Below are 19,779 nucleotides of genomic sequence, written 5' to 3'. Positions count from 1 at the left end.
GAAATCACATGGATCTGGTACTCGACCTGCTTGCCACCGTGTCCCGCTGGAGTCGCAGCAACCTCTCGGAAATTGCCCTGGCGCTGGTGGGCTGCCTGCTGGTGCTGTTCGGCGCGGACATCAAGGGCTGGGTCGAGCAGCGTCTGGGCGGCATCGCCGGCGCCCTGCGCGTGCCGCTGATGGCCCTGCTGTGCATGGTCGGCAGCGGCCTGGCGCTGATCTATGCCACGCCGTGGATCGTCCGTGGCCTGAGCCAGTTCAACAACTACAGCCTGGCGCCGGTGCTGCTGGTGGTGCTGGTGCTGATTGGCGTGGTCGCCGACCGCCGCTGACCTCTATAGCCCCTTCGCCGGCAAGCCGGCTCCTGCCACCACCCGTAGGAGCCGGCTTGCCGGCGAACGCTAACTGACGGCCGCCCCCGTTATCAAGGAAGAACATGAGCAAGAAAATCATCGAGGACACCAGCAAGTTCCTCAGCTACGTGCTGCGCCACGAACCTCAGGCCATCGGTCTTGAGCTGGACAGCGAAGGCTGGGGCGATATCGACGCGCTGGTCAGCGGCGCCGCCAAGGGCGGCCGAAAACTGAGTCGGGAACTGATCGAGCAGGTCGTGGAAGGCAACGACAAGAAACGCTTTGCCCTCTCGGCCGACGGCCAGCGCATCCGCGCCGTCCAGGGGCATTCCAACAAGGCCGTGCACTTGCAGCTGGAGGCGCAGCAACCGCCCGCCATCCTCTACCACGGCACCGCCACGCGCTTCATGGACTCGATCAATGAGAAGGGACTGATCCCGGGTTCACGGCACCACGTGCACCTGTCCCGGGAAATCGACACCGCCCGGGCCGTGGGCCAGCGTTACGGCCAGGTGGTGATCCTGCAGATCGACGCCCAGGCCATGCAGGCCCAGGGCTTCAAGTTCTATCAGGCAGAGAATGGGGTGTGGCTGACCGACCAGGTGCCGGTCGATTTCATCCAAGCCCTGTAGGAGCCAGCTGGCTGGCGAAGGCCTACTTACCGGCCTCTTCGCTGGCAAGCCAGCTCCTACGGCAGCGGGTCCGCGGGACTCAGTTGAGCTTTTCGAACTTCAGATCCCACACGCCGTGGCCCAGGCGCTCGCCGCGACGCTCGAACTTGGTGATCGGGCGTTCGGCCGGGCGCGGCACGCATTTGCCGTCCTCGGCCAGGTTGCGATAACCCGGGGCCACGTTCATCACTTCCAGCATGTATTCGGCATAGGGCTCCCAGTCGGTGGCCATGTGCAGAATGCCGCCGACCTTGAGCTTGCTGCGCACCAGCTCGGCGAACGAGGCCTGGACGATACGACGCTTGTGGTGACGGCTCTTGTGCCATGGATCGGGGAAGAACAGCATCAGCCGGTCCAGGCTGTTGTCGGCGATGCAGCGGTTGAGCACTTCAATCGCGTCGCAATCGTAGACCCGCAGGTTGGTCAGGCCCTGGGTCAGCACGCCATTGAGCAGCGCGCCGACACCCGGACGGTGAACCTCCACGCCGATGAAGTCCTGCTCCGGGGCCGCCGCGGCCATTTCCAGCAGCGAATGGCCCATGCCGAAGCCGATCTCCAGGGAGCGCGGCGCCGAGCGGCCGAATACCTGGTCGTAGTCCACCGGGGCGTCAGCCAGGGGCAGCACGTACAGCGGCGCGCCCTGCTCCAGGCCGCGCTGCTGGCCTTCGGTCATGCGCCCGGCGCGCATCACGAAACTCTTGATGCGGCGGTGTTGGCGCTCGTCGCCGGTTTCCGGCTGGATTGGCGTGTCGTTTGATTCAGTCATCAATGGCTCTTACTTGATCAGACCATCCAGCGGCGAAGAGGCGCTGGCATAGAGTTTCTTCGGCATGCGACCGGCGAGGTACGCCAGGCGGCCCGCGACAATCGCGTGTTTCATGGCTTCGGCCATCATCACCGGCTGCTGCGCATGGGCGATGGCGGAGTTCATCAGTACCGCTTCACAGCCCAGCTCCATGGCGATGGTGGCATCGGAAGCGGTGCCGACACCGGCATCCACCAGCACCGGAACCTTGGCTTCTTCAAGGATGATCTGCAGGTTGTACGGGTTGCAGATCCCCAGCCCGGTGCCGATCAAGCCAGCCAGCGGCATGACCGCGATGCAACCCATTTCCGCCAGCTGACGGGCGATGATCGGGTCGTCGCTGGTGTAGACCATGACGTCGAACCCTTCCTTGACCAGCACTTCGGCGGCCTTGAGGGTTTCCAGCACGTTGGGGAACAGGGTCTTCTGGTCGGCCAGGACTTCCAGCTTCACCAGGTTGTGGCCATCGAGCAGCTCACGGGCCAGGCGGCAGGTGCGCACGGCTTCCACCGCGTCGTAGCAACCGGCGGTGTTGGGCAGGATGGTGTAGCGATCCGGCGGCAGGATATCCAGCAGGTTCGGTTCGCCCGGGTTCTGGCCGATATTGGTCCGGCGCACGGCGACGGTGACGATCTCGGCACCCGAGGCCTCGATGGCCAGGCGGGTTTCTTCCATGTCGCGGTACTTGCCGGTGCCTACCAGCAAACGCGACTGGTACGTCCGACCGGCCAGGACGAAAGGCTTGTCACTACGAACGTTGCTCATCGGAAATCCTCTGTTGGGGTGAGGTTCTTGCAGAATTCTCTATCAGGCCCGAGGCCCTGGAGCCCTCGTTCCGGGGCCGCTGAAGACGTCTTCCATGGAGCGGGCCAACAGCCGGGCCCGGGCGCTGCGCGGACAAGTGGCAGCGCGGTTGATGCCGGCGACTAGCCGCCGCCGATGGCGTGGACCACTTCCACCTGATCGCCCTCATTGAGGGCGGTTTCGGCGTGCTGGCTGCGTGGAACGATATCCAGATTGAGTTCCACCGCGATCCGCCGTCCGTTCAGCTCCAGACGGGTCAGCAGGGCCGCAACGGTCGAGCCGTCGGGCAGTTCAAAGGATTCACCGTTCAACTGAATGCGCATGCTCAAGGCCGCCATCATTTTTAGGGGCCAGCATTCTAGCCCGATCGTGACCCAAAGGTCAGCTACAAGCGTCAGCCGGCCCCTTGCAGGCGCCAGGCGGCGAGGCCCAGCAGGAACCAGCCAACCAGAAAGGCCAGGCCACCGAAGGGGGTGATGATGCCCAGCTTGCTGATGCCGCTCAGGGTCAGCAGATACAGGCTGCCGGAGAACAGCAGGATGCCCAGGGTGAATGCCGCGCCGGCCCAGGTCACCAGCCGCCCGGGAACATGGGCCGCCAGCAGGGCCACGCCGAACAGCGCCAGGGTATGAACCAGTTGATAGGTCACGCCGGTATGAAAAATAGCCAGGTATTCCGTGCTCAGGCGGTTTTTCAGGCCGTGGGCGGCGAAGGCACCGAGGGCAACCCCGGTGAAACCGAAGAAGGCGGCCAGCATCAGGAAGCCACGCAGCATGAGGAACTCCAGTCAGATTCAGCGCAAAGGGTCTGTATAATGGCGCGCTCAACGGGTTCGGCCAAGCCATCTCTATGCTGCGTTATCTGTTTCGTCGCCTTGTAAAAGCCTTGATGTGGTTCGTGGTCGGCAGCGTGCTGCTGGTGCTGCTGTTCCGTTTCGTGCCACCACCGGGCACCGCCCTGATGGTGGAGCGCAAGATCGAATCCTGGGTCGACAACGACCCCATCGACCTGCAGCGCACCTGGAAACCCTGGGACGAAATCTCCGACAACCTCAAGGTGGCGGTGATCGCCAGCGAGGATCAGAAATTCCCCGAGCACTGGGGCTTCGATCTCGACGCAATCCAGGCGGCCCTGGCCCACAACGAACGTGGCGGTTCGATCCGCGGGGCCAGTACCCTGAGCCAGCAAGTGTCGAAGAACCTGTTCCTGTGGTCCGGCCGCAGCTACCTGCGCAAGGGCCTGGAAGCCTGGTTCACCGCCCTGATCGAGGTGCTGTGGCCCAAGCAGCGGATTCTTGAGGTCTACCTCAACAGCGCCGAGTGGGATGAAGGGGTGTTCGGCGCAGAAGCCGCCGCGCGCCATCACTTCGGCGTCAGCGCGGCCGATCTGTCACGCCAGCAGGCCAGCCTGCTGGCTGCTGTGCTGCCCAATCCAAGGGTGTGGAGCGCGGCACGACCCAGCACTTATGTCATGCAGCGGGCTGGTTGGGTTCGACGGCAGATGAGCCTGTTGGGCGAGGCTGATTATCTGAAGCGGTTGTACGAAACCCGCAAGGCGCCTTGGGCGGAGTAAAGCGGGCGGTTCTTGAACATGTTCGAGAGGGGCCTGGACCAGGGTTTCGCCGGCAAGCCGGCTCCTACGATAGCCGCACAAACAAAAACGCCCCGAGATGATCGGGGCGTTTTGCGTGGTGCCTGGCAACCTTAAGCGGCGATGGACAGCTTCAGCTTGTTCATCGCGCTCTTTTCCAGCTGGCGGATACGCTCGGCGGAAACGTTGTACTTCTGCGCCAGGTCGTGCAGCGTGGCTTTCTCCTCGGCCAGCCAGCGCTGGTAGAGAATGTCGCGGCTGCGCTCGTCCAGCACTTCCAGCGCTTCGTGCAGGTTGTGGGTGGAGTTGTCGCTCCAATCGGCATCTTCCAGTTGCAGCGCCGGATCGTAGCGATGGTCTTCCAGGTAGTTGGCCGGCGATTGGAAGGCGCTGTCGTCATCCGCTTCAGCGGCTGGATCGAAGGCCATGTCCTGGCCGGTCAGACGGCTTTCCATCTCGCGCACTTCACGAGGCTCGACGCCCAGGCTTTCCGCCACACGATGCACTTCTTCATTGTTCAGCCAGGCCAGACGCTTCTTCTGGCTGCGCAGGTTGAAGAACAGCTTGCGCTGAGCCTTGGTGGTGGCGACTTTGACAATCCGCCAGTTACGCAGGATGAACTCGTGAATCTCCGCCTTGATCCAGTGCACGGCAAAGGACACCAGGCGCACACCCATTTCCGGGTTGAAGCGCTTCACGGCTTTCATCAGGCCAACGTTGCCTTCCTGGATCAGGTCGGCCTGGGCCAGCCCGTAGCCGGAATAGCTACGGGCGATATGTACGACAAAACGCAGGTGGGCGAGCACCATCTGCCGAGCCGCCTCAAGATCCTGCTCATAGTAGAGACTCTCGGCCAGTTCACGCTCCTGCTCGGGCGTCAGCAATGGAATGCTGTTCACCGTGTGCACATAGGCCTCCAGGTTTGCGCCTGGAACCAATGCGTAAGCAGGTTGCAAAGAAGTGGTCATACGAAAAAACCTCCGACTCACATAACTCGTGCAGTTCAGCACTGCGAAAATTGACCGGAAACCGCGAAACAAGTTCCCAAATATTCAGAAAGGTCAATACAAGCAAAAAGACATTACTTCGGTGCCAGCTCCCTCAGGTGGCGGGCCACCGCAATCCACGCACCGATATAACCCAACAGCACCGCCCCAAGCAAGAGCGACAGACCATCGGCAACCGGTACTCCTGCAAGGGCAAAATCACTGCCATACAGGCCGGCCAGACCGACCACCGCGTCGTTCAACCAGTCCAGGCCGAACGCCAGCACTCCCCAGGACAGAATCCCCGCACCGAAGCCATACAACGCCCCCATATAAAGGAAGGGACGTCGCACATAGCTGTCCGTACCGCCGACGAGTTTAATCACTTCTATCTCGGTGCGGCGGTTTTCAATATGAAGACGAATGGTATTGCCTATCACCAAAAGTAATGCGGAAACCAGCAGCACCGTCAGACCGAAGACAAAACGGTCCCCCAGCTTGAGGATGGCCGCCAGCCGCTCGACCCACACCAGGTCCAGCTGTGCCAGTTGCACCTTGGGCATGTCCGCCAACCGCTGGCGCAAGGCTTCAAGCGTAGCCTTGTCCACCTCGTTCGGCGTCACCAGCACTACGCCCGGCAGCGGGTTGTGCGGCAACTCGCGCAAAGCCTCACCCAGACCGGATTGCTGCTGGAACTCCTCCAGAGCCTTTTCCTTGCTGATGAACTCGGCATCCGCCACCCCGGGCAGGCCCTTGATCTCTTCGCTGAGCTTCTCGCCCTCGCTGGCCGAGGCCCCCAGTTCCAGGTACAGCGAAATCTGCGCTGCCCGCTGCCAGGAACCGCCCAGGCGCTCAACGTTGTTGAGCAGCAGCGACAGGCCCATGGGCAGGCTCAGGGCCACGGCCATCACCAGGCAGGTAAAGAAGCTGCCGATGGGCTGCTTGCCCAGGCGCCGCAGGCTGTCCAGCAGGCTGGCGCGGTGGCTTTCGATCCAGGCGTGCAGCAGGGTGGCGAAATCCGGACCGTCGTCCTCGTCGCGTTTTTTCTTCGGCGGCGGTGCTTCGGACGCCTTGGGCGCTACGCGCTCCGCCACTTTAGGGGTACGTGTTGCACTCATACGCCGGCCTCCCCATCACCGATCAATCGGCCACGCTGCAGGGTCAACATGCGGTGACGCATGCGCGCGATCAGCGCCAGGTCGTGACTGGCGATCAGGACGCTGGTGCCCAGGCGGTTGATATCTTCGAACACGCCCATGATTTCCGCCGCAAGACGCGGGTCAAGGTTACCGGTGGGCTCGTCCGCCAGCAGCAGAGCCGGACGATGGACGATGGCCCGGGCGATACCCACACGCTGTTGCTGACCGGTGGACAGATCCCCCGGGTACAGATCGGTCTTATCCGACAGGGCCACGCGCTCCAGGGCCGAATCCACCCGCTTGGCGATTTCCGCCTTGGACAGACCGAGGATCTGCAGCGGCAGCGCGACGTTATTGAACACCGTGCGATCGAACAACAGCTGGTGGTTCTGGAACACCACACCGATCTGCCGCCGCAGGAACGGGATCTGCGCATTGCTGATCTGCCCCAGGTCCTGCCCGGCCAGCAGCAGCTTGCCCGACGTCGGACGCTCCATGGCCAGCAGCAGGCGCAGCAAGGTGCTCTTACCGGCGCCGGAGTGGCCGGTGACAAACAGGAATTCGCCGCGACGGACGCGAAAGCTCAGCTCATGCAGGCCAACGTGGCCGTTGGGATAGCGCTTACCGACCTGTTCGAAACGAATCATGAACGCTCCCGCTCGGCAAACAGTGCCTGGACAAAGGGTTCGGCTTCAAAGGTACGCAGATCATCGATGCCTTCACCGACCCCGATGTAACGGATCGGCAAGCCGAATTGCTTGGCCAGGGCGAAGATCACCCCACCCTTGGCGGTGCCATCGAGCTTGGTCAGGGCCAGGCCGGTCAGTTCCACGGTCTGGTTGAATTGCTTGGCCTGGTTGATGGCGTTCTGGCCAGTACCGGCGTCCAGCACCAGCAGCACCTCGTGGGGCGCGTCGGCGTCTAGCTTGCCAATCACCCGACGGACCTTCTTCAGTTCTTCCATCAGGTTGTCTTTGGTGTGCAGGCGCCCTGCCGTGTCGGCGATCAGCACATCGATACCGCGAGCCTTGGCCGCCTGCACCGCATCGAAGATCACCGAGGCCGAATCGGCGCCGGTGTGCTGGGCAATTACCGGGATCTTGTTGCGCTCACCCCAGACCTGCAGTTGCTCCACCGCCGCGGCGCGGAAGGTGTCGCCGGCGGCCAGCATGACTTTCTTGCCTTCCAGCTGCAGCTTTTTCGCCAGCTTGCCGATGGTGGTGGTCTTGCCGGCGCCGTTGACGCCCACCACCAGGATCACGAAGGGCTTGTTCTGGGCCGCGACTTTCAGCGGCTGCTCCACCGGTTTGAGCATGCTGGTGAGCTCGGCCTGCAACGAGGCATAGAGCGCGTCGGAATCGGTGAGCTGCTTGCGCGCCACCTTCTGGGTCAGGTTCTGGATGATCACCGAAGTGGCTTCGACCCCGACGTCGGCGGTCAGCAGGCGGGTTTCCAGGTCGTCCAACAGTTCGTCATCAATGGCCTTCTTGCCCAGGAACAGGCTGGCCATGCCTTCGCCGATACTGGCGCTGGTCTTGGACAGGCCCTGCTTCAAACGGGCGAAGAAACCGACCTTGTTCTCTTCAGCAGCACGGGCCGGCTCGACCACGGGCTCCACCACCTGGGCGACCGGCTCGGCAACAGGAGCAGGAGCAGGAGCAGGAGCAGGAGCAGGAGCAGGAGCAGGAGCAGGAGCAGGAGCAACAGGCTCGGAGGCGACCGGGACCGGCGCCAGCGCAGCCTGCACCTCGATCACCGGGACCGGGGCGACAACCGCCGCCTCGACAACCGGCTCGGGCGCCGCGCTCAAGGCCGGGATCGGCGGCGTGACATGTTCCGCCTGAGTGTCTTCCACCAGGGCCACCGGCTCTTCCGCTACCGGCAGCGTCGGCCAAGGCTTGTGCTCCGGGCTCGAAGCCAGGGGCAGTTCGGGGGCGACGGCCGCTACCGGCTCAACCTCGACCCGGGGTTGCAGCACCGGCTCGCCGCTCGACAGCACCACCGGCTCGGCCGGGGCTACGCTGGTAGCGGTTTCAATGACCGGAGCCGGTACGGGCTCGACAGGCACTTGCGGCTGTTCGACGACGGGTTCCTGCGGCTTTTTGCGCAGCCATCCGAACAGGCCTTTCTTCTCGCCAGCCGCGGCTGGGGTCTTTTTGTCGTCGTTGGAACCAAACATGGAGACGGCTATCTCAAGGTAGCGATGCGCCAGTGGGCGCTTCGGTAAATAAATATTCGATGCAGAACAGACTGTGTTTATTCCAGCTTGTTCACGCGCAACATGTTGTCGAAATGCCCAAAGGCACTTCAAAGATCGATTTTACTAAAGGACTGGAACGGCAAAATCGGCGAAACGTCGCAGTTTAGCTGACAATTCAAGGCTTATTGCCGGTAACTCATACAACCTGCTCAAGTACCTGCTGATCCGCGAAGACCTGATAGGCGTGGCCGCCAGTAAAACGGATCAGTATCCTAGCACCTCCTCGCCCGCTGACGCTAAGAACACACGGGCAGCCCAACAGGTTTAAAAACGAATGAATGCTCTAGCCCGCCGCGCCGCAGGCCTGCTGCTCAGCACAGTTTGTCTGCCCCTTGCAGCCCTGGCTGCCGACCCGCAACCCACCCACGAATTCACCCTCGACAACGGCCTCAAGGTCGTGGTCCGCGAAGATCATCGCGCACCGGTGGTGGTGTCCCAGGTCTGGTACAAGGTCGGCTCCAGCTACGAAACCCCGGGCCAGACCGGTTTGTCCCACGCCCTGGAACACATGATGTTCAAGGGCAGCGAGAAGGTCGGCCCCGGCGAAGCCTCGTTGATCCTGCGGGACCTGGGCGCCGAAGAGAACGCCTTCACCAGTGACGATTTCACCGCCTATTACCAGGTCCTGGCCCGCGACCGCCTGGGCGTGGCCCTGGAACTGGAAGCCGACCGCATGGCCAACCTGCGCCTGCCGGCCGACGAGTTCGCCCGCGAGATCGAGGTGATCAAGGAAGAACGCCGCCTGCGCACCGACGACAAGCCGCTGTCCAAGGCCTACGAGCGCTTCAAGGCCATGGCCTACCCGGCCAGCGGCTACCACACCCCGACCATCGGCTGGATGGCCGACCTGAACCGGATGAAGGTCGAGGAACTGCGCCACTGGTACCAGGCCTGGTACGTGCCGAACAACGCCACCCTGGTGGTGGTCGGCGATGTCACCCCGGATGAGGTCAAGACCCTGGCCCAGCGCTATTTCGGCGCCATCCCCAAGCGTGACGTGCCACCGGCGAAGATCCCCCTGGAACTGGCCGAACCCGGCGAGCGCCTGATCACCCTGCACGTGAAGACCCAACTACCAAGCCTGATGCTGGCCTTCAACGTACCCAGCATCGCCACCGCTGAAGACAAACGCGCCGTCAACGCCCTGCGCCTGGCCGCGGCCCTGCTGGACGGCGGCTATAGCGCACGGATCCCGACCCTGCTGGAGCGCGGCGAAGAGTTGCTGTCCAACGGCTCCACCAGCTACGACGCCTATACCCGGGGCGACAGCCTGTTCATACTCTCGGCCACCCCCAACAGCCAGAAGAAGAAAACCATCGCCCAGGCCGAAGCCGGGCTGTGGCGCCTGCTGGAGCAGTTGAAGACCACCCCACCATCCGCCGAGGAACTGGAGCGGGTCCGGGCCCAAGTGATTGCCGGCCTGGTCTACGAGCGTGACTCGATCACCAGCCAGGCCAGCGCCATTGGCCAGCTGGAAACCGTCGGCCTGTCGTGGAAGCTGATGGACACCGAGCTGGCGGAACTGCAAAGCGTGACCCCGGAAGACATCCAGAAGGCCGCCCGCACCTATTTCACCCGGGAGCGTATGAGCGTGGCCCATGTACTGCCTGAGGAGTCCGCTCATGAGTAAGCGCAAGAATGCTTCACCGGTCCTGCTGGGCCTGGCCCTGGTCGCCCTGCTCACCGCCGGCGGCCTGTACCTGTCGCGTTCCGGCGAATCCAACGCCAGCCAGGCTCTGGACAAGGCCAAGAGCAGCCAGAAGTTGCAATCCCTGGCCGAACTGGACGGCAAGGCCCCCAGCCACCGCAACCTCAACGTGCAGACCTGGAACACCGCCGAAGGAGCCAAGGTGCTGTTCGTCGAAGCCCGCGAACTGCCGATGTTCGACATGCGCCTGATCTTCGCCGCCGGCAGCAGCCAGGACGGCAACACATCCGGCCTGGCCCTGCTGACCAACGCCATGCTCAACGAAGGCGTACCCGGCAAGGATGTGGGCGCCATCGCCCGGGGCTTCGAGAGCCTGGGGGCGGATATCGGCAACGGCGCCTACAAGGACATGGCCGTAGTCTCGCTGCGCAGCCTGAGCGCTGTGGATAAACGCGAACCGGCGCTGAAACTGTTCGCCGAAGTGGTGGGCAAGCCGACCTTCCCCGCCGACTCCCTGGCGCGGATCAAGAACCAGTTGCTCGCCGGTTTCGAATACCAGAAGCAGAACCCCGGCAAGTTGGCCAGCCTGGAACTGATGCAGCGCCTGTACGGCAGCCATCCCTACGCGCATGCCAGCGAAGGCAATGCCAAGAGCGTCCCGGGCATCAGCCTGGCGCAGCTGCAGGCCTTCCACGCCAAGGCCTATGCCGCCGGCAACGTGGTGATCGCGCTGGTGGGCGATCTGTCGCGCAGCGACGCCGAGGCGATCGCCGCGCAAGTTTCCGCCGCCCTGCCCAAAGGCCCGGCCCTGGCCAAGGTCGAGCAACCCACCGAACCCAAGGCCAGCATCGGCCATATCGAATTCCCGTCGAGCCAGACCAGCCTGCTGCTGGCGCAACTGGGCATCGACCGCGACGATCCGGACTACGCCGCCGTATCCCTGGGCAACCAGATCCTCGGTGGTGGCGGTTTCGGCACCCGGCTGATGAGCGAAGTGCGCGAGAAGCGCGGCCTGACCTACGGCGTCTACTCGGGCTTCACCCCGATGCAGGCCCGCGGCCCGTTCATGATCAACCTGCAGACCCGCGCGGAAATGAGCGAAGGCACCCTGAAGCTGGTGCAGGACGTGTTCGCCGACTACCTGAAGAACGGCCCGACCCAGAAGGAACTGGACGACGCCAAGCGCGAACTGGCCGGCAGCTTCCCGCTGTCCACCGCCAGCAACGCCGATATCGTCGGCCAGCTCGGCGCCATGGGCTTCTACAATCTGCCGTTGAGCTACCTGGAAGACTACATGCGGCAAACCCAGGAACTGACGGTGGAACAGGTCAAGGCCGCCATGAACAAGCACCTGAGTGTCGACAAGATGGTCATCGTCAGCGCCGGCCCCAGCGTCGCGCAAAAGCCGTTGCCGCCCCCCACTGACAAACCCGCCGAGCAACCGCTCGGGGTTCCGGAGCACTGATGGCCCGTCCAGCCCGTCCCAGCAAGAAACCCGTCCACAACCAGCACAACGGCGTGGGCCAGCTGCGCATCATTGGCGGCGAATGGCGCAGCCGCAAGCTGAGCTTCCCCGACCTGCCGGGCCTGCGCCCGACCCCGGACCGGGTGCGCGAAACCCTGTTCAACTGGCTGGCGCCCTATGTCGCCGGAGCCAAGGTCATCGACCTGTTCGCCGGCAGCGGCGCGGTGTTCCTCGAAGCCCTGTCCCGTGGCGCCGCCACGGGCCTGGCCCTGGACAGCAGCAGCGTAGCCATCTCCAGCCTGCGCGAGCACCTGGGCACCCTGCGCTGCACCGTGGGCCAGGCGCAGACCGCCGATGCCCTGCGCTACCTGGAAACCCAGCCGGCGACACGGTTCGACCTGGCCTTCCTCGACCCACCGTTCAACCAGAACCTGCTGCCCGCCGCCTGCGCCCTGCTGGAGGAACGCGGTTGGCTGGCGGACGACGCCTGGATCTACACCGAAAGCGAAACCGCGCCATCGACCCTGGGCCTGCCTGGGAGCTGGCGTCTGCACCGTGAACAAAAATCCGGGCAAGTGTATTACTCGTTGTGGCAACGTATGGCAGACAACGCTGCCTGAGGCAGCCGGAACAAGGCGCGCAGCCCGCCCGGGCCGCGCGCCGCTGCATCGAGATCCTCCCCGTGCCCGACTCGCCTGATCGTTTCATCCCCGCCTTCGGCCTGGGCAACCCGCACCTGCAGACCCTGTGGGGCCCGCTATGGCGCCCGGCCACTCAGCTGGAGCGCCAGCGCGAGCGCTTGTGGCTGGATGACGGCGACTTTCTCGATCTGGACTGGCACGGCCCCCATAGCGCCGAAGCCCCTCTGGTGCTGGTGCTGCATGGCCTGACCGGCTCGTCCAACTCGCCTTATGTGACCGGCCTGCAACAGGCCCTGGCCACTCGCGGCTGGGCCAGCGCGGCGCTGAACTGGCGCGGCTGCTCCGGCGAACCCAACCTGCTGCCGCGCAGCTACCACTCCGGCGCCAGCGAAGACCTGGCCGCGGCCATCGCCCACCTGCGAGCCAAGCGCCCCCAGGCGCCGCTGTATGCGGTGGGCTATTCGCTGGGGGGCAATGTGCTGCTCAAGTACCTGGGGGAAAGCGGCAGCGCCAGCCCGCTGCAGGGCGCCAGCGCGGTGTCGGTGCCGTTTCGCCTGGACCAGTGCGCCGACCGCATCGGCCAAGGGTTTTCCAAGGTCTATCAGGCGCACTTCATGCGCGAAATGCTGGCCTACATCAAGGACAAGCAGCGCCAGTTCCAGCACGACGGGCGCCACGAAGGCCTGGCCACCCTGGCCCGACTGGGCCCTCTGGAAAAGATGCGCACCTTCTGGGACTTCGACGGCCGGGTCACCGCGCCGCTGCATGGTTTTACCGATGCCCAGGACTATTACCGCCGCGCTTCCAGCCGCTATTTCCTGGGCGAAATCCGCACCCCGACCCTGATCATCCAGGCCGCGGACGACCCTTTCGTGTTCCGCCACAGCCTGCCCGAGGCCGGCGAGCTGTCTGCCAGCACCCAGTTCGAACTGCAGGCCAAAGGCGGCCACGTGGGTTTTGTCGGCGGCAGCCTGAAACATCCGCGCTATTACCTGGAACAGCGCATTCCGCAATGGCTGATGGACCTGGGCCGCCATGGCTAAGTCCAGCCGAGAGTCGATCCGTTTCTGGCAGACCGAGCCCCTGGCCGGGGTCGAGTTGCTGGCGGCGCGCTATATCGAACAGCGTTTCGTGCCTCACGTGCACGAGGGCTATGTGATCGGCATGATCATGGCCGGCGCCCAGCGCTACCGCTATCGCGGTGCCGAGCACCTGGCGGGCAGCGGCACCCTGGTGCTGATCAACCCGGACGAATTGCACACCGGGGCCAAGGGCGTCGAGGACGGTTGGCTGTACCGGGCCTTCTACCCGGACAACCGGCAGATACTCGGCCTGCTCGATGAACTGGAACTGCCCAGCGGCAGCCTGCCGGCCTTTGCCGCGACCCTGTACCGCGACCCGGACCTGGTGCAGGGTTTTGCCCGCCTGCACCACCTGCTGGAAAGCCCGGCCACGGCCCTGCAGCAACAGACCCAATGGCGGGAAATGCTGCTCTTGCTGTTGCAGCGGCACGCCGGGGTTCGGGCACTGGGCGAGCCCGGGCAAGAACATCGGGCGATTGTCCAGGCCAAGGAACTGCTGCGCTCGCAACTGGCCGCGCCACCGTCACTGGAAGAGCTGGCGGCGGCGGTGAACCTGTCGCCGTTTCACTTCGCCCGGGTGTTTCGCCGGGCCACGGGAATTCCACCTCACACCTGGCTGATGCAGCAGCGCATCGCCAAGGCCCGGGCCCTGTTGCGCGATGGCTGCCTGCCGCTGGAAGTGGCCACGCAATTGGGGTTTGCCGACCAGAGTCACCTCAGTCGGCAGTTCAAGCAGGTGTATGGGGTGGCGCCGGCGGCTTATCGCAGCGCCGTTTTGCAGTAGGGCGGTGTTGCTTTCGCGAGCAAGCTCGCTCCTACGGCGAAGAGGCCGACTGGGCAACTCGTCAATCGCCAGTGGCGACAGGCCGCTGGGCATCGGTGATCCATTCGCTCCACGAACCGGCATACAGCCGCGCCAGGGGATAGCCGGCCAGGCACAGGGCGAACAGGTTGTGGCAGGCGGTGACCCCGGAGCCGCAGTAAGCCACCAGCTGCTCCGGAGAACGTCCGGCGAGTTTTTCGGCAAAACGCTGCTTGAGCTGCTGCGCCGGCAAAAAGCGTCCGTCGCTGTCCAGGTTGTCGGTGAACGCCGCGCACTGGGCCCCGGGAATATGCCCGGCCACCGGATCGATCGGCTCCACGTCACCACGAAAACGTGGCAAGGCGCGGGCGTCCAGCAAGGTCAGGTCCGGCTGGCCCAGGCGCTGCTTCAGGTGCTCGGCATCCAGCAGCAAAGCGTGATCAGGCTGACCGCTGAAGTGCCCGATTCCACTGTCGGGGGCATCCAGGCTCAGGGGCAGGCCGGCGGCGTGCCAGGCTTTCAGGCCGCCGTCGAGCATGAACACGCCATCGCGCTTGCCCAGCCAGGCCAGCAACCACCAGGCGCGGGCGGCATAGGCACCGGGGCCGTCGTCATAGAGCACGACCTGGCTATCGTTATCGATGCCCCAGGCCTGCAGACGCGCCATCAGTTGCGCGGGCTCCGGCAACGGATGCCGGCCGGTCACGCCCTTGATCACCGGTGCGCTCAGATCCCGGTTCAGATCGGCGAAATGCGCCCCGGCGATATGCCCTTGGGCATAGCTACGCTGGCCGTAGTCCGGGTCTTCCAGGGCAAAGCGACAATCCAGAATCACCAGACCGGGCTGCTGTTTCTTCTGGTCCAGGGCAAGCGGGCTGATCAACTGCGCAAGGGGCATGGCGGGCTCCTGTGAATAAGTCGGAGGTTGATCCTACTGCACTTCTTCCAGGGCTTGGGCCAGGGGCACGTAAAACTCCTCGAACAGCGCATTGACCGCTTCCCGGGCCTGATCGGTGACAAAGCCGGTTTCCAGCACCAGCACCTGATACACCCCGCGCTTGATGGCTTCTTCGCTCAGGTGGGTGGAGCTTTCCCGGGTGGTACACAGAAAACGCACCCAGGAGGTGAGGATGATCCAGGCATTGAGGGTCAGGGATTCGATCTGCACCTTGTCCATGGCAAGGATTCCGGCGTCGACGAAGCGCCCGTAGATGGCCATGCCCTGGATCAGGCAGCGCTGGGAGAAACGCCGGTAGCGCGCGGCCAGTTCCGGGTCGCTGTCCAGCAGGTGCTCCAGGTCGCGATGCAGGAAACGGTAGCGCCACATGGCCGCCAGCAGTGCCTGCAAGTAATAGCGCTTGTCCTGCACCGTGACTGCGCGCCCGGGCGGCGGGCGCAGGAAGCTGTCCACCAGGTTTTCGTACTCGGCAAACAGCACGGCGATGATCGCCTGCTTGTTGGGGAAGTGGTAGTACAGGTTGCCTGGGGAAATCTCCATGTGCGCCGCAATATGGTTGGTGCTGACGTTGCGTTCGCCCTGCTGGTTGAAGAGTTCGAGGCTGAACTGGACGATGCGTTCGCGGGTTTTTATCCGTGGGGCCATGGGTGTGGGCTTTAATCAGAAGGCTGGGGTGCATCTTACGTTCTATCCCACTGGGGATAAATCGCGACCGGCACCGGATGGTATTTGACAATTTAGAGCATAAGCTCTAAAAAACTAGCCACCGCCAAAAACCGGAGCCCGTCCATGTCTGCCGAAATCGCCTACCTGCAGGATTCCCTTCAGCAACAGGACGCGCTGCATGAGCTGTTCGAGGCCCAGCGCCGGGCCTTTGCCGCCAACCCCATGCCGCCTGCCGCGCAGCGCCAGCAATGGCTCAAGTCGCTGCACGATCTGCTCGACAACGAGCGCCAGGCGCTGATCGACGCCATCAGCCAGGACTTCAGCAACCGCAGCGCCGATGAAACCCTGCTAGCCGAGCTGATGCCCAGCCTGCACGGCATCCACTACGCTCGCAAACACCTGAAAAAATGGATGAAGCCATCCCGCCGCGCCGTGGGCCTGGCCTTCCAGCCGGCCTCGGCCAAGGTGGTGTACCAGCCCCTGGGCGTGGTCGGGGTCATAGTGCCGTGGAACTACCCGCTGTACCTGTGCATGGGCCCGCTGGTCGGAGCCCTGGCCGCTGGCAACCGGGTGATGCTCAAACTCAGTGAGTCCACCCCGGCCACCGGTCAGTTGCTCAAGCAACTGCTGGCGCGGGTATTCCCCGAGGATCTGGTGTGCGTAGTGCTGGGCGAGGCCGAAGTGGGCATGGCGTTTTCCAAGCTGCGTTTCGATCACTTGCTGTTCACCGGCGCCACCAGCATCGGCAAGCACGTGATGCGCGCCGCCGCGGAAAACCTGACCCCGGTGACCCTGGAATTGGGCGGCAAGTCCCCGGCCATCGTCTCCAGCAGCGTGCCACTCAAGGACGCCGCCGAACGCATCGCCTTCGGCAAGACCCTGAACGCCGGGCAGACCTGCGTCGCCCCGGACTACGTGCTGGTGCCGGAAGAACGCATCGGTGCCTTTGTCGAAGCCTATCGCCAGGTGGTGCGCGGCTTCTTCCCGACCCTGGCGGACAACCCCGACTACACCGCGATCATCAACCAGCGCCAGTTGAACCGGCTCAACGGCTACCTGAGCGACGCAACCAGCAAGGGCGCGCTGCTGGTGCCGCTGTTCGAGCAAAGCCAGGAGCGCCGCCTGGGCCACAGCCTGCTGCTCAATGTCACGGACGACATGACCGTGATGCAGGACGAGATCTTCGGCCCGATCCTGCCCATCGTGCCCTACAAGACCCTGGACCAGGCCTTCGCCTACATCACCCAGCGCCCGCGCCCCCTGGCCCTGTACTACTTTGGCTACGACAAGGCCGAGCAGCAGCGGGTGCTCAACGAAACCCACTCCGGTGGCGTGTGCCTCAACGACACCCTGCTGCACGTGGCCCAGGACGACCTGCCGTTCGGCGGCATCGGCCCTTCCGGCATGGGCCACTACCACGGCCATGAAGGCTTCCTGACCTTCAGCAAGGCCAAGGGAGTGTTCATCAAGCAGCGCTTCAATGCCGCACGCCTGATCTACCCGCCGTATGGCAAATCGATCCAGAAACTCATCCAGAAGCTGTTCATTCGTTAACCAGTACAACGCCGGGTAATAACAACAATGACCCCTAGCCTGTCTGCAACACCCGCGCTGTCACGGCGCGGCCTGCTGAAAGTCGGCCTCTGCGCCAGTGCCTTCCTGGCCACCGCCGGGCTCGGCGCAAGCCTCAGCGGTTGTTCCGCCAGTACCCCTGCCAGTGGTTTCAGCATGCTGCGCAGCAACGACCTGCCATTCCTGCGGGCGCTGATTCCGGTGATGCTCGAAGGCGCGGTGGCGGCGGACAAGATGCCCGCTGCCGTCGAGGGCACCCTGGCCAACCTGGACAATGCCCTGAACCACCTTTCGCCGGAGATGTTCAAGCTCACCCAGCAACTGTTCGATGTGCTGGGCATGGCGGTGACCCGCGGCCCGTTGACGGGGATCTGGGGCAGTTGGGAGAACGCCGGCGCGGACGACATCCGACACTTCCTCAGCCGCTGGGAAAACAGCTTCCTGGCCCTGCTGCGCATGGGTCACGCCTCGTTGCTGCAGCTGGTGATGATGGCCTGGTACACCCGCCCCGAATCCTGGGCCCACTGCGGTTACCCCGGGCCACCCAAGGTCTGATCGGCCCGTGTAGACGCTGCCACTGGCTGCGCGAGCGCTAGGTTCGCGGGGCGATGGGGGAGCGCCTGGAGATCGTCAAGCAAGGCCCGGTGGGCCTTTTCGCAGCTTCGCAGGCTCAGCCGCGACAACAGTGGCGCTGCATCGAGCCTTCAATAATAAGAGAGCATCCGATATGCCTGTACCTGATCTGTTCCGCGAAGGCCTGAACCGTGGCTGGAAAACCTACAACGGCTCGCAGCTGGAGCAGGACCTGACCCTGGAAGCCGATGTCGCCATCATCGGCAGCGGCGCCGGTGGCGGCACCACCGCCGAAATCCTCAGCGCCGCCGGCTACAAGGTGCTGCTGATCGAGGAAGGCCCGCTCAAGACCAGCGACGACTTCAAGATGCTCGAAGACCAGGCCTACACCAGCCTCTATCAGGAAGGCATCGGGCGCATGAGCAAGGACGGCGCCATAACCATCCTCCAGGGCCGCGCCGTGGGCGGCACAACCCTGATCAACTGGACATCGAGCTTTCGCACCCCGGACCCGACCCTGGAACACTGGGCCCGGGAACACGGAGTGGTGGGCCACAGCTCGGCCGAAATGGCGCCCTGGTTCGAGAAGATGGAGCAGCGCCTGGGCGTCGCGCCCTGGGTCATGCCGCCCAACGCCAACAACGACGTAATCCGCAAGGGCTGCGAAGCCCTGGGCTACAGCTGGCACGTGATTCCGCGCAACGTCCGTGGTTGCTGGAACCTGGGCTATTGCGGCCTGGGCTGCCCGACCAACGCCAAGCAGTCGATGCTGGTGACCACCATTCCGGCGACCCTGGAGAAAGGCGGCGAACTGCTGTACCTGGCCCGGGCCGAACGCCTGCTGATCAAGGACGACAAGGTCAGCGGCCTGCAGTGCCAGGCCATGGACGCCCGCTGCGTCGCCCCCACCGGGCGTACCGTCACGGTCAAGGCCCGGCACTACGTACTGGCCGGCGGCGGCATCAACAGCCCGGCCCTGCTGCTACGCTCCGATGCCCCGGACCCGCATTCGCGGCTGGGCAAGCGCACCTTCCTGCATCTGGTGAACTTCTCCGCCGGGCAGTTCGACGAAGTGATCAACCCCTTCTACGGCGCGCCGCAATCGATCTACTCCGACCATTTCCAGTGGCAAGACGGCACCACCGGCAAGATGTCCTACAAACTTGAAGTGCCACCCCTGCAACCGGCCCTGGCCAGCACCCTACTGGGCGGTTTCGGGCCGCAGAGCGGGCTGTCCATGGAGCAACTGCCCCACACCCACGCGATGCTGGCCCTGCTGCGGGATGGCTTCCACCCCGACAGCACCGGCGGCAACGTCGAACTGCGCGGCGACGGCACCCCGGTGCTCGACTATCAAGTCTCGCCCTACGCCTGGGACGGCCTGCGCCGGGCCTTCCACAGCATGGCGGAGATCCAGTTCGCCGGTGGCGCCAAGGCGGTCAAGCCGCTGCACAGCGATGCCCGCTTCGCCAAGAGCCTGAATGAGGTGCGTGCGCAGATCGACGGCCTGGACCTGGCCCTGTACCGCACCCGCCTGGGCAGCGCCCACGTGATGGGCGGCTGCGCCATGGGCGAAGACCCGAAAATCGCCGTGGCCGACAGCCTCGGGCGCCACCATCAACTGCACAACCTGTCGATCCATGACGGCTCGCTGTTCCCCACCAGCATCGGCGCCAACCCGCAGCTGTCGGTGTACGGCCTGACCGCGCAGCTGGCCACGGCCCTGGCGCAGCGCTTGAAAACGGCGTGAAACAGCCGGGAAAT

21 protein-coding genes are annotated in these 19,779 nt (G+C 64.2%); 11 read left to right on the top strand and 10 right to left on the bottom strand.

Annotation, left to right across the window (positions count from 1 at the left end; translation table 11 throughout):
* The first annotated feature begins 8 nt into the window (after window positions 1-8).
* Window positions 9-332 carry a DUF3392 domain-containing protein gene (locus tag BLV47_RS00735; RefSeq protein ID WP_011064021.1) on the top strand — a complete coding sequence of 108 codons (324 nt, stop codon included), beginning with the start codon at window positions 9-11 and terminating at the stop codon, window positions 330-332.
* Between the two features lie 104 nt (window positions 333-436).
* Window positions 437-985, top strand: coding sequence for an RNA 2'-phosphotransferase (locus BLV47_RS00730; RefSeq protein ID WP_092308770.1), 549 nt, complete (start codon window positions 437-439; stop codon window positions 983-985).
* Between the two features lie 79 nt (window positions 986-1,064).
* On the opposite strand, the gene trmB is transcribed toward BLV47_RS00730, so the two are convergent.
* The 4 genes from trmB to BLV47_RS00710 all read right to left on the bottom strand — a co-directional run bounded on the left by trmB (window position 1,065) and on the right by BLV47_RS00710 (window position 3,408).
* A complete protein-coding gene (gene trmB, locus BLV47_RS00725; RefSeq protein ID WP_092308767.1) occupies window positions 1,065-1,790 on the bottom strand; it encodes a tRNA (guanosine(46)-N7)-methyltransferase TrmB in 726 nt (241 codons plus the stop codon).
* Between the two features lie 9 nt (window positions 1,791-1,799).
* Complete coding sequence (locus BLV47_RS00720) at window positions 1,800-2,594, bottom strand: thiazole synthase (protein ID WP_011064024.1); 795 nt, start codon at window positions 2,592-2,594, stop codon at window positions 1,800-1,802.
* 161 nt (window positions 2,595-2,755) lie between these two features.
* A complete protein-coding gene (thiS, locus tag BLV47_RS00715) occupies window positions 2,756-2,956 on the bottom strand; it encodes a sulfur carrier protein ThiS (RefSeq protein ID WP_167365616.1) in 201 nt (66 codons plus the stop codon).
* Window positions 2,957-3,027: 71 nt separating this feature from the next.
* A complete protein-coding gene (locus tag BLV47_RS00710; RefSeq protein WP_092308761.1) occupies window positions 3,028-3,408 on the bottom strand; it encodes a DUF423 domain-containing protein in 381 nt (126 codons plus the stop codon).
* Window positions 3,409-3,482: 74 nt separating this feature from the next.
* Between BLV47_RS00710 and mtgA the strand changes: the two genes are divergently transcribed.
* Entirely contained in the window at window positions 3,483-4,205 is a 723-nt protein-coding gene (gene mtgA / locus BLV47_RS00705; protein WP_092308758.1) for a monofunctional biosynthetic peptidoglycan transglycosylase, read from the top strand.
* 131 nt (window positions 4,206-4,336) lie between these two features.
* Here mtgA and rpoH read toward each other — a convergent pair whose 3' ends face one another.
* The 4 genes from rpoH to ftsY form a co-directional block, all read right to left on the bottom strand.
* Window positions 4,337-5,191 (bottom strand): RNA polymerase sigma factor RpoH, encoded by an 855-nt coding sequence (rpoH, locus tag BLV47_RS00700; protein ID WP_016967616.1) that lies wholly within the window; start codon window positions 5,189-5,191, stop codon window positions 4,337-4,339.
* Between the two features lie 113 nt (window positions 5,192-5,304).
* Window positions 5,305-6,327 (bottom strand): permease-like cell division protein FtsX, encoded by a 1,023-nt coding sequence (gene ftsX / locus BLV47_RS00695; RefSeq protein ID WP_092308754.1) that lies wholly within the window; start codon window positions 6,325-6,327, stop codon window positions 5,305-5,307.
* Window positions 6,324-6,995, bottom strand: coding sequence for a cell division ATP-binding protein FtsE (ftsE, locus tag BLV47_RS00690; protein WP_016967614.1), 672 nt, complete (start codon window positions 6,993-6,995; stop codon window positions 6,324-6,326). Before ftsE ends, ftsX begins: the two co-directional genes overlap by 4 nt.
* The gene (ftsY, locus tag BLV47_RS00685) at window positions 6,992-8,527 is read right to left on the bottom strand and encodes a signal recognition particle-docking protein FtsY (RefSeq protein WP_092308751.1); all 1,536 of its coding nucleotides are present in this window, start codon (window positions 8,525-8,527) and stop codon (window positions 6,992-6,994) included. Before ftsY ends, ftsE begins: the two co-directional genes overlap by 4 nt.
* Before the next feature lie 355 nt (window positions 8,528-8,882).
* On the opposite strand from ftsY, the gene BLV47_RS00680 reads away from it, so the two are divergent.
* From BLV47_RS00680 to BLV47_RS00660, 5 genes are all read left to right on the top strand, one after another.
* A complete protein-coding gene (locus BLV47_RS00680) occupies window positions 8,883-10,238 on the top strand; it encodes a M16 family metallopeptidase (protein WP_092308748.1) in 1,356 nt (451 codons plus the stop codon).
* Window positions 10,231-11,721 (top strand): M16 family metallopeptidase, encoded by a 1,491-nt coding sequence (locus tag BLV47_RS00675; protein WP_092308745.1) that lies wholly within the window; start codon window positions 10,231-10,233, stop codon window positions 11,719-11,721. The genes BLV47_RS00680 and BLV47_RS00675 overlap by 8 nt, the downstream gene beginning before the upstream one ends.
* Complete coding sequence (gene rsmD, locus BLV47_RS00670; protein ID WP_092308742.1) at window positions 11,721-12,341, top strand: 16S rRNA (guanine(966)-N(2))-methyltransferase RsmD; 621 nt, start codon at window positions 11,721-11,723, stop codon at window positions 12,339-12,341. The genes BLV47_RS00675 and rsmD overlap by 1 nt, the downstream gene beginning before the upstream one ends.
* A gap of 62 nt (window positions 12,342-12,403) precedes the next feature.
* Window positions 12,404-13,405, top strand: coding sequence for a hydrolase (locus BLV47_RS00665; protein ID WP_092308739.1), 1,002 nt, complete (start codon window positions 12,404-12,406; stop codon window positions 13,403-13,405).
* Complete coding sequence (locus BLV47_RS00660; RefSeq protein ID WP_092308736.1) at window positions 13,398-14,228, top strand: AraC family transcriptional regulator; 831 nt, start codon at window positions 13,398-13,400, stop codon at window positions 14,226-14,228. The genes BLV47_RS00665 and BLV47_RS00660 overlap by 8 nt, the downstream gene beginning before the upstream one ends.
* Window positions 14,229-14,289: 61 nt before the next feature.
* On the opposite strand, the gene BLV47_RS00655 is transcribed toward BLV47_RS00660, so the two are convergent.
* Together BLV47_RS00655 and BLV47_RS00650 are read right to left on the bottom strand one after the other, a co-directional pair.
* Window positions 14,290-15,144, bottom strand: coding sequence for a sulfurtransferase (locus tag BLV47_RS00655; protein ID WP_092308733.1), 855 nt, complete (start codon window positions 15,142-15,144; stop codon window positions 14,290-14,292).
* Window positions 15,145-15,177: 33 nt separating this feature from the next.
* Window positions 15,178-15,849: a TetR/AcrR family transcriptional regulator gene (locus BLV47_RS00650; RefSeq protein ID WP_092308730.1), complete on the bottom strand. Its 672-nt coding sequence runs from the start codon at window positions 15,847-15,849 to the stop codon at window positions 15,178-15,180.
* A gap of 99 nt (window positions 15,850-15,948) precedes the next feature.
* On the opposite strand from BLV47_RS00650, the gene BLV47_RS00645 reads away from it, so the two are divergent.
* The 3 genes from BLV47_RS00645 to BLV47_RS00635 all read left to right on the top strand — a co-directional run bounded on the left by BLV47_RS00645 (window position 15,949) and on the right by BLV47_RS00635 (window position 19,765).
* Window positions 15,949-17,424 (top strand): coniferyl aldehyde dehydrogenase, encoded by a 1,476-nt coding sequence (locus BLV47_RS00645; protein ID WP_279626587.1) that lies wholly within the window; start codon window positions 15,949-15,951, stop codon window positions 17,422-17,424.
* Between the two features lie 27 nt (window positions 17,425-17,451).
* The gene (locus BLV47_RS00640) at window positions 17,452-17,997 is read left to right on the top strand and encodes a twin-arginine translocation pathway signal protein (protein WP_092308724.1); all 546 of its coding nucleotides are present in this window, start codon (window positions 17,452-17,454) and stop codon (window positions 17,995-17,997) included.
* Between the two features lie 172 nt (window positions 17,998-18,169).
* Window positions 18,170-19,765, top strand: coding sequence for a GMC family oxidoreductase (locus BLV47_RS00635; RefSeq protein ID WP_092308721.1), 1,596 nt, complete (start codon window positions 18,170-18,172; stop codon window positions 19,763-19,765).
* Window positions 19,766-19,779 lie beyond the last annotated feature (14 nt).

The organism is Pseudomonas saponiphila, from assembly GCF_900105185.1.
Classification (GTDB): Bacteria; Pseudomonadota; Gammaproteobacteria; order Pseudomonadales; family Pseudomonadaceae; genus Aquipseudomonas; species Aquipseudomonas saponiphila.
This window is presented reverse-complemented; position numbering and strand designations above follow the sequence as displayed.

What these genes read in the sequence shown, in the direction of transcription:
- ftsX (WP_092308754.1), bottom strand. Translation starts at nt 6,327, where the DNA reads ATGAGTGCAACACGTACCCCTAAAGTGGCGGAGCGCGTAGCGCCCAAG.
- thiS (WP_167365616.1), bottom strand. Translation starts at nt 2,956, where the DNA reads ATGCGCATTCAGTTGAACGGTGAATCCTTTGAACTGCCCGACGGCTCG.
- BLV47_RS00710 (WP_092308761.1), bottom strand. Translation starts at nt 3,408, where the DNA reads ATGCTGCGTGGCTTCCTGATGCTGGCCGCCTTCTTCGGTTTCACCGGG.
- trmB (WP_092308767.1), bottom strand. Translation starts at nt 1,790, where the DNA reads ATGACTGAATCAAACGACACGCCAATCCAGCCGGAAACCGGCGACGAG.
- BLV47_RS00640 (WP_092308724.1), top strand. Translation starts at nt 17,452, where the DNA reads ATGACCCCTAGCCTGTCTGCAACACCCGCGCTGTCACGGCGCGGCCTG.
- BLV47_RS00660 (WP_092308736.1), top strand. Translation starts at nt 13,398, where the DNA reads ATGGCTAAGTCCAGCCGAGAGTCGATCCGTTTCTGGCAGACCGAGCCC.
- ftsE (WP_016967614.1), bottom strand. Translation starts at nt 6,995, where the DNA reads ATGATTCGTTTCGAACAGGTCGGTAAGCGCTATCCCAACGGCCACGTT.
- BLV47_RS00730 (WP_092308770.1), top strand. Translation starts at nt 437, where the DNA reads ATGAGCAAGAAAATCATCGAGGACACCAGCAAGTTCCTCAGCTACGTG.
- BLV47_RS00655 (WP_092308733.1), bottom strand. Translation starts at nt 15,144, where the DNA reads ATGCCCCTTGCGCAGTTGATCAGCCCGCTTGCCCTGGACCAGAAGAAA.
- BLV47_RS00635 (WP_092308721.1), top strand. Translation starts at nt 18,170, where the DNA reads ATGCCTGTACCTGATCTGTTCCGCGAAGGCCTGAACCGTGGCTGGAAA.
- rpoH (WP_016967616.1), bottom strand. Translation starts at nt 5,191, where the DNA reads ATGACCACTTCTTTGCAACCTGCTTACGCATTGGTTCCAGGCGCAAAC.
- BLV47_RS00650 (WP_092308730.1), bottom strand. Translation starts at nt 15,849, where the DNA reads ATGGCCCCACGGATAAAAACCCGCGAACGCATCGTCCAGTTCAGCCTC.
- rsmD (WP_092308742.1), top strand. Translation starts at nt 11,721, where the DNA reads ATGGCCCGTCCAGCCCGTCCCAGCAAGAAACCCGTCCACAACCAGCAC.
- BLV47_RS00720 (WP_011064024.1), bottom strand. Translation starts at nt 2,594, where the DNA reads ATGAGCAACGTTCGTAGTGACAAGCCTTTCGTCCTGGCCGGTCGGACG.
- ftsY (WP_092308751.1), bottom strand. Translation starts at nt 8,527, where the DNA reads ATGTTTGGTTCCAACGACGACAAAAAGACCCCAGCCGCGGCTGGCGAG.
- mtgA (WP_092308758.1), top strand. Translation starts at nt 3,483, where the DNA reads ATGCTGCGTTATCTGTTTCGTCGCCTTGTAAAAGCCTTGATGTGGTTC.
- BLV47_RS00680 (WP_092308748.1), top strand. Translation starts at nt 8,883, where the DNA reads ATGAATGCTCTAGCCCGCCGCGCCGCAGGCCTGCTGCTCAGCACAGTT.
- BLV47_RS00735 (WP_011064021.1), top strand. Translation starts at nt 9, where the DNA reads ATGGATCTGGTACTCGACCTGCTTGCCACCGTGTCCCGCTGGAGTCGC.
- BLV47_RS00675 (WP_092308745.1), top strand. Translation starts at nt 10,231, where the DNA reads ATGAGTAAGCGCAAGAATGCTTCACCGGTCCTGCTGGGCCTGGCCCTG.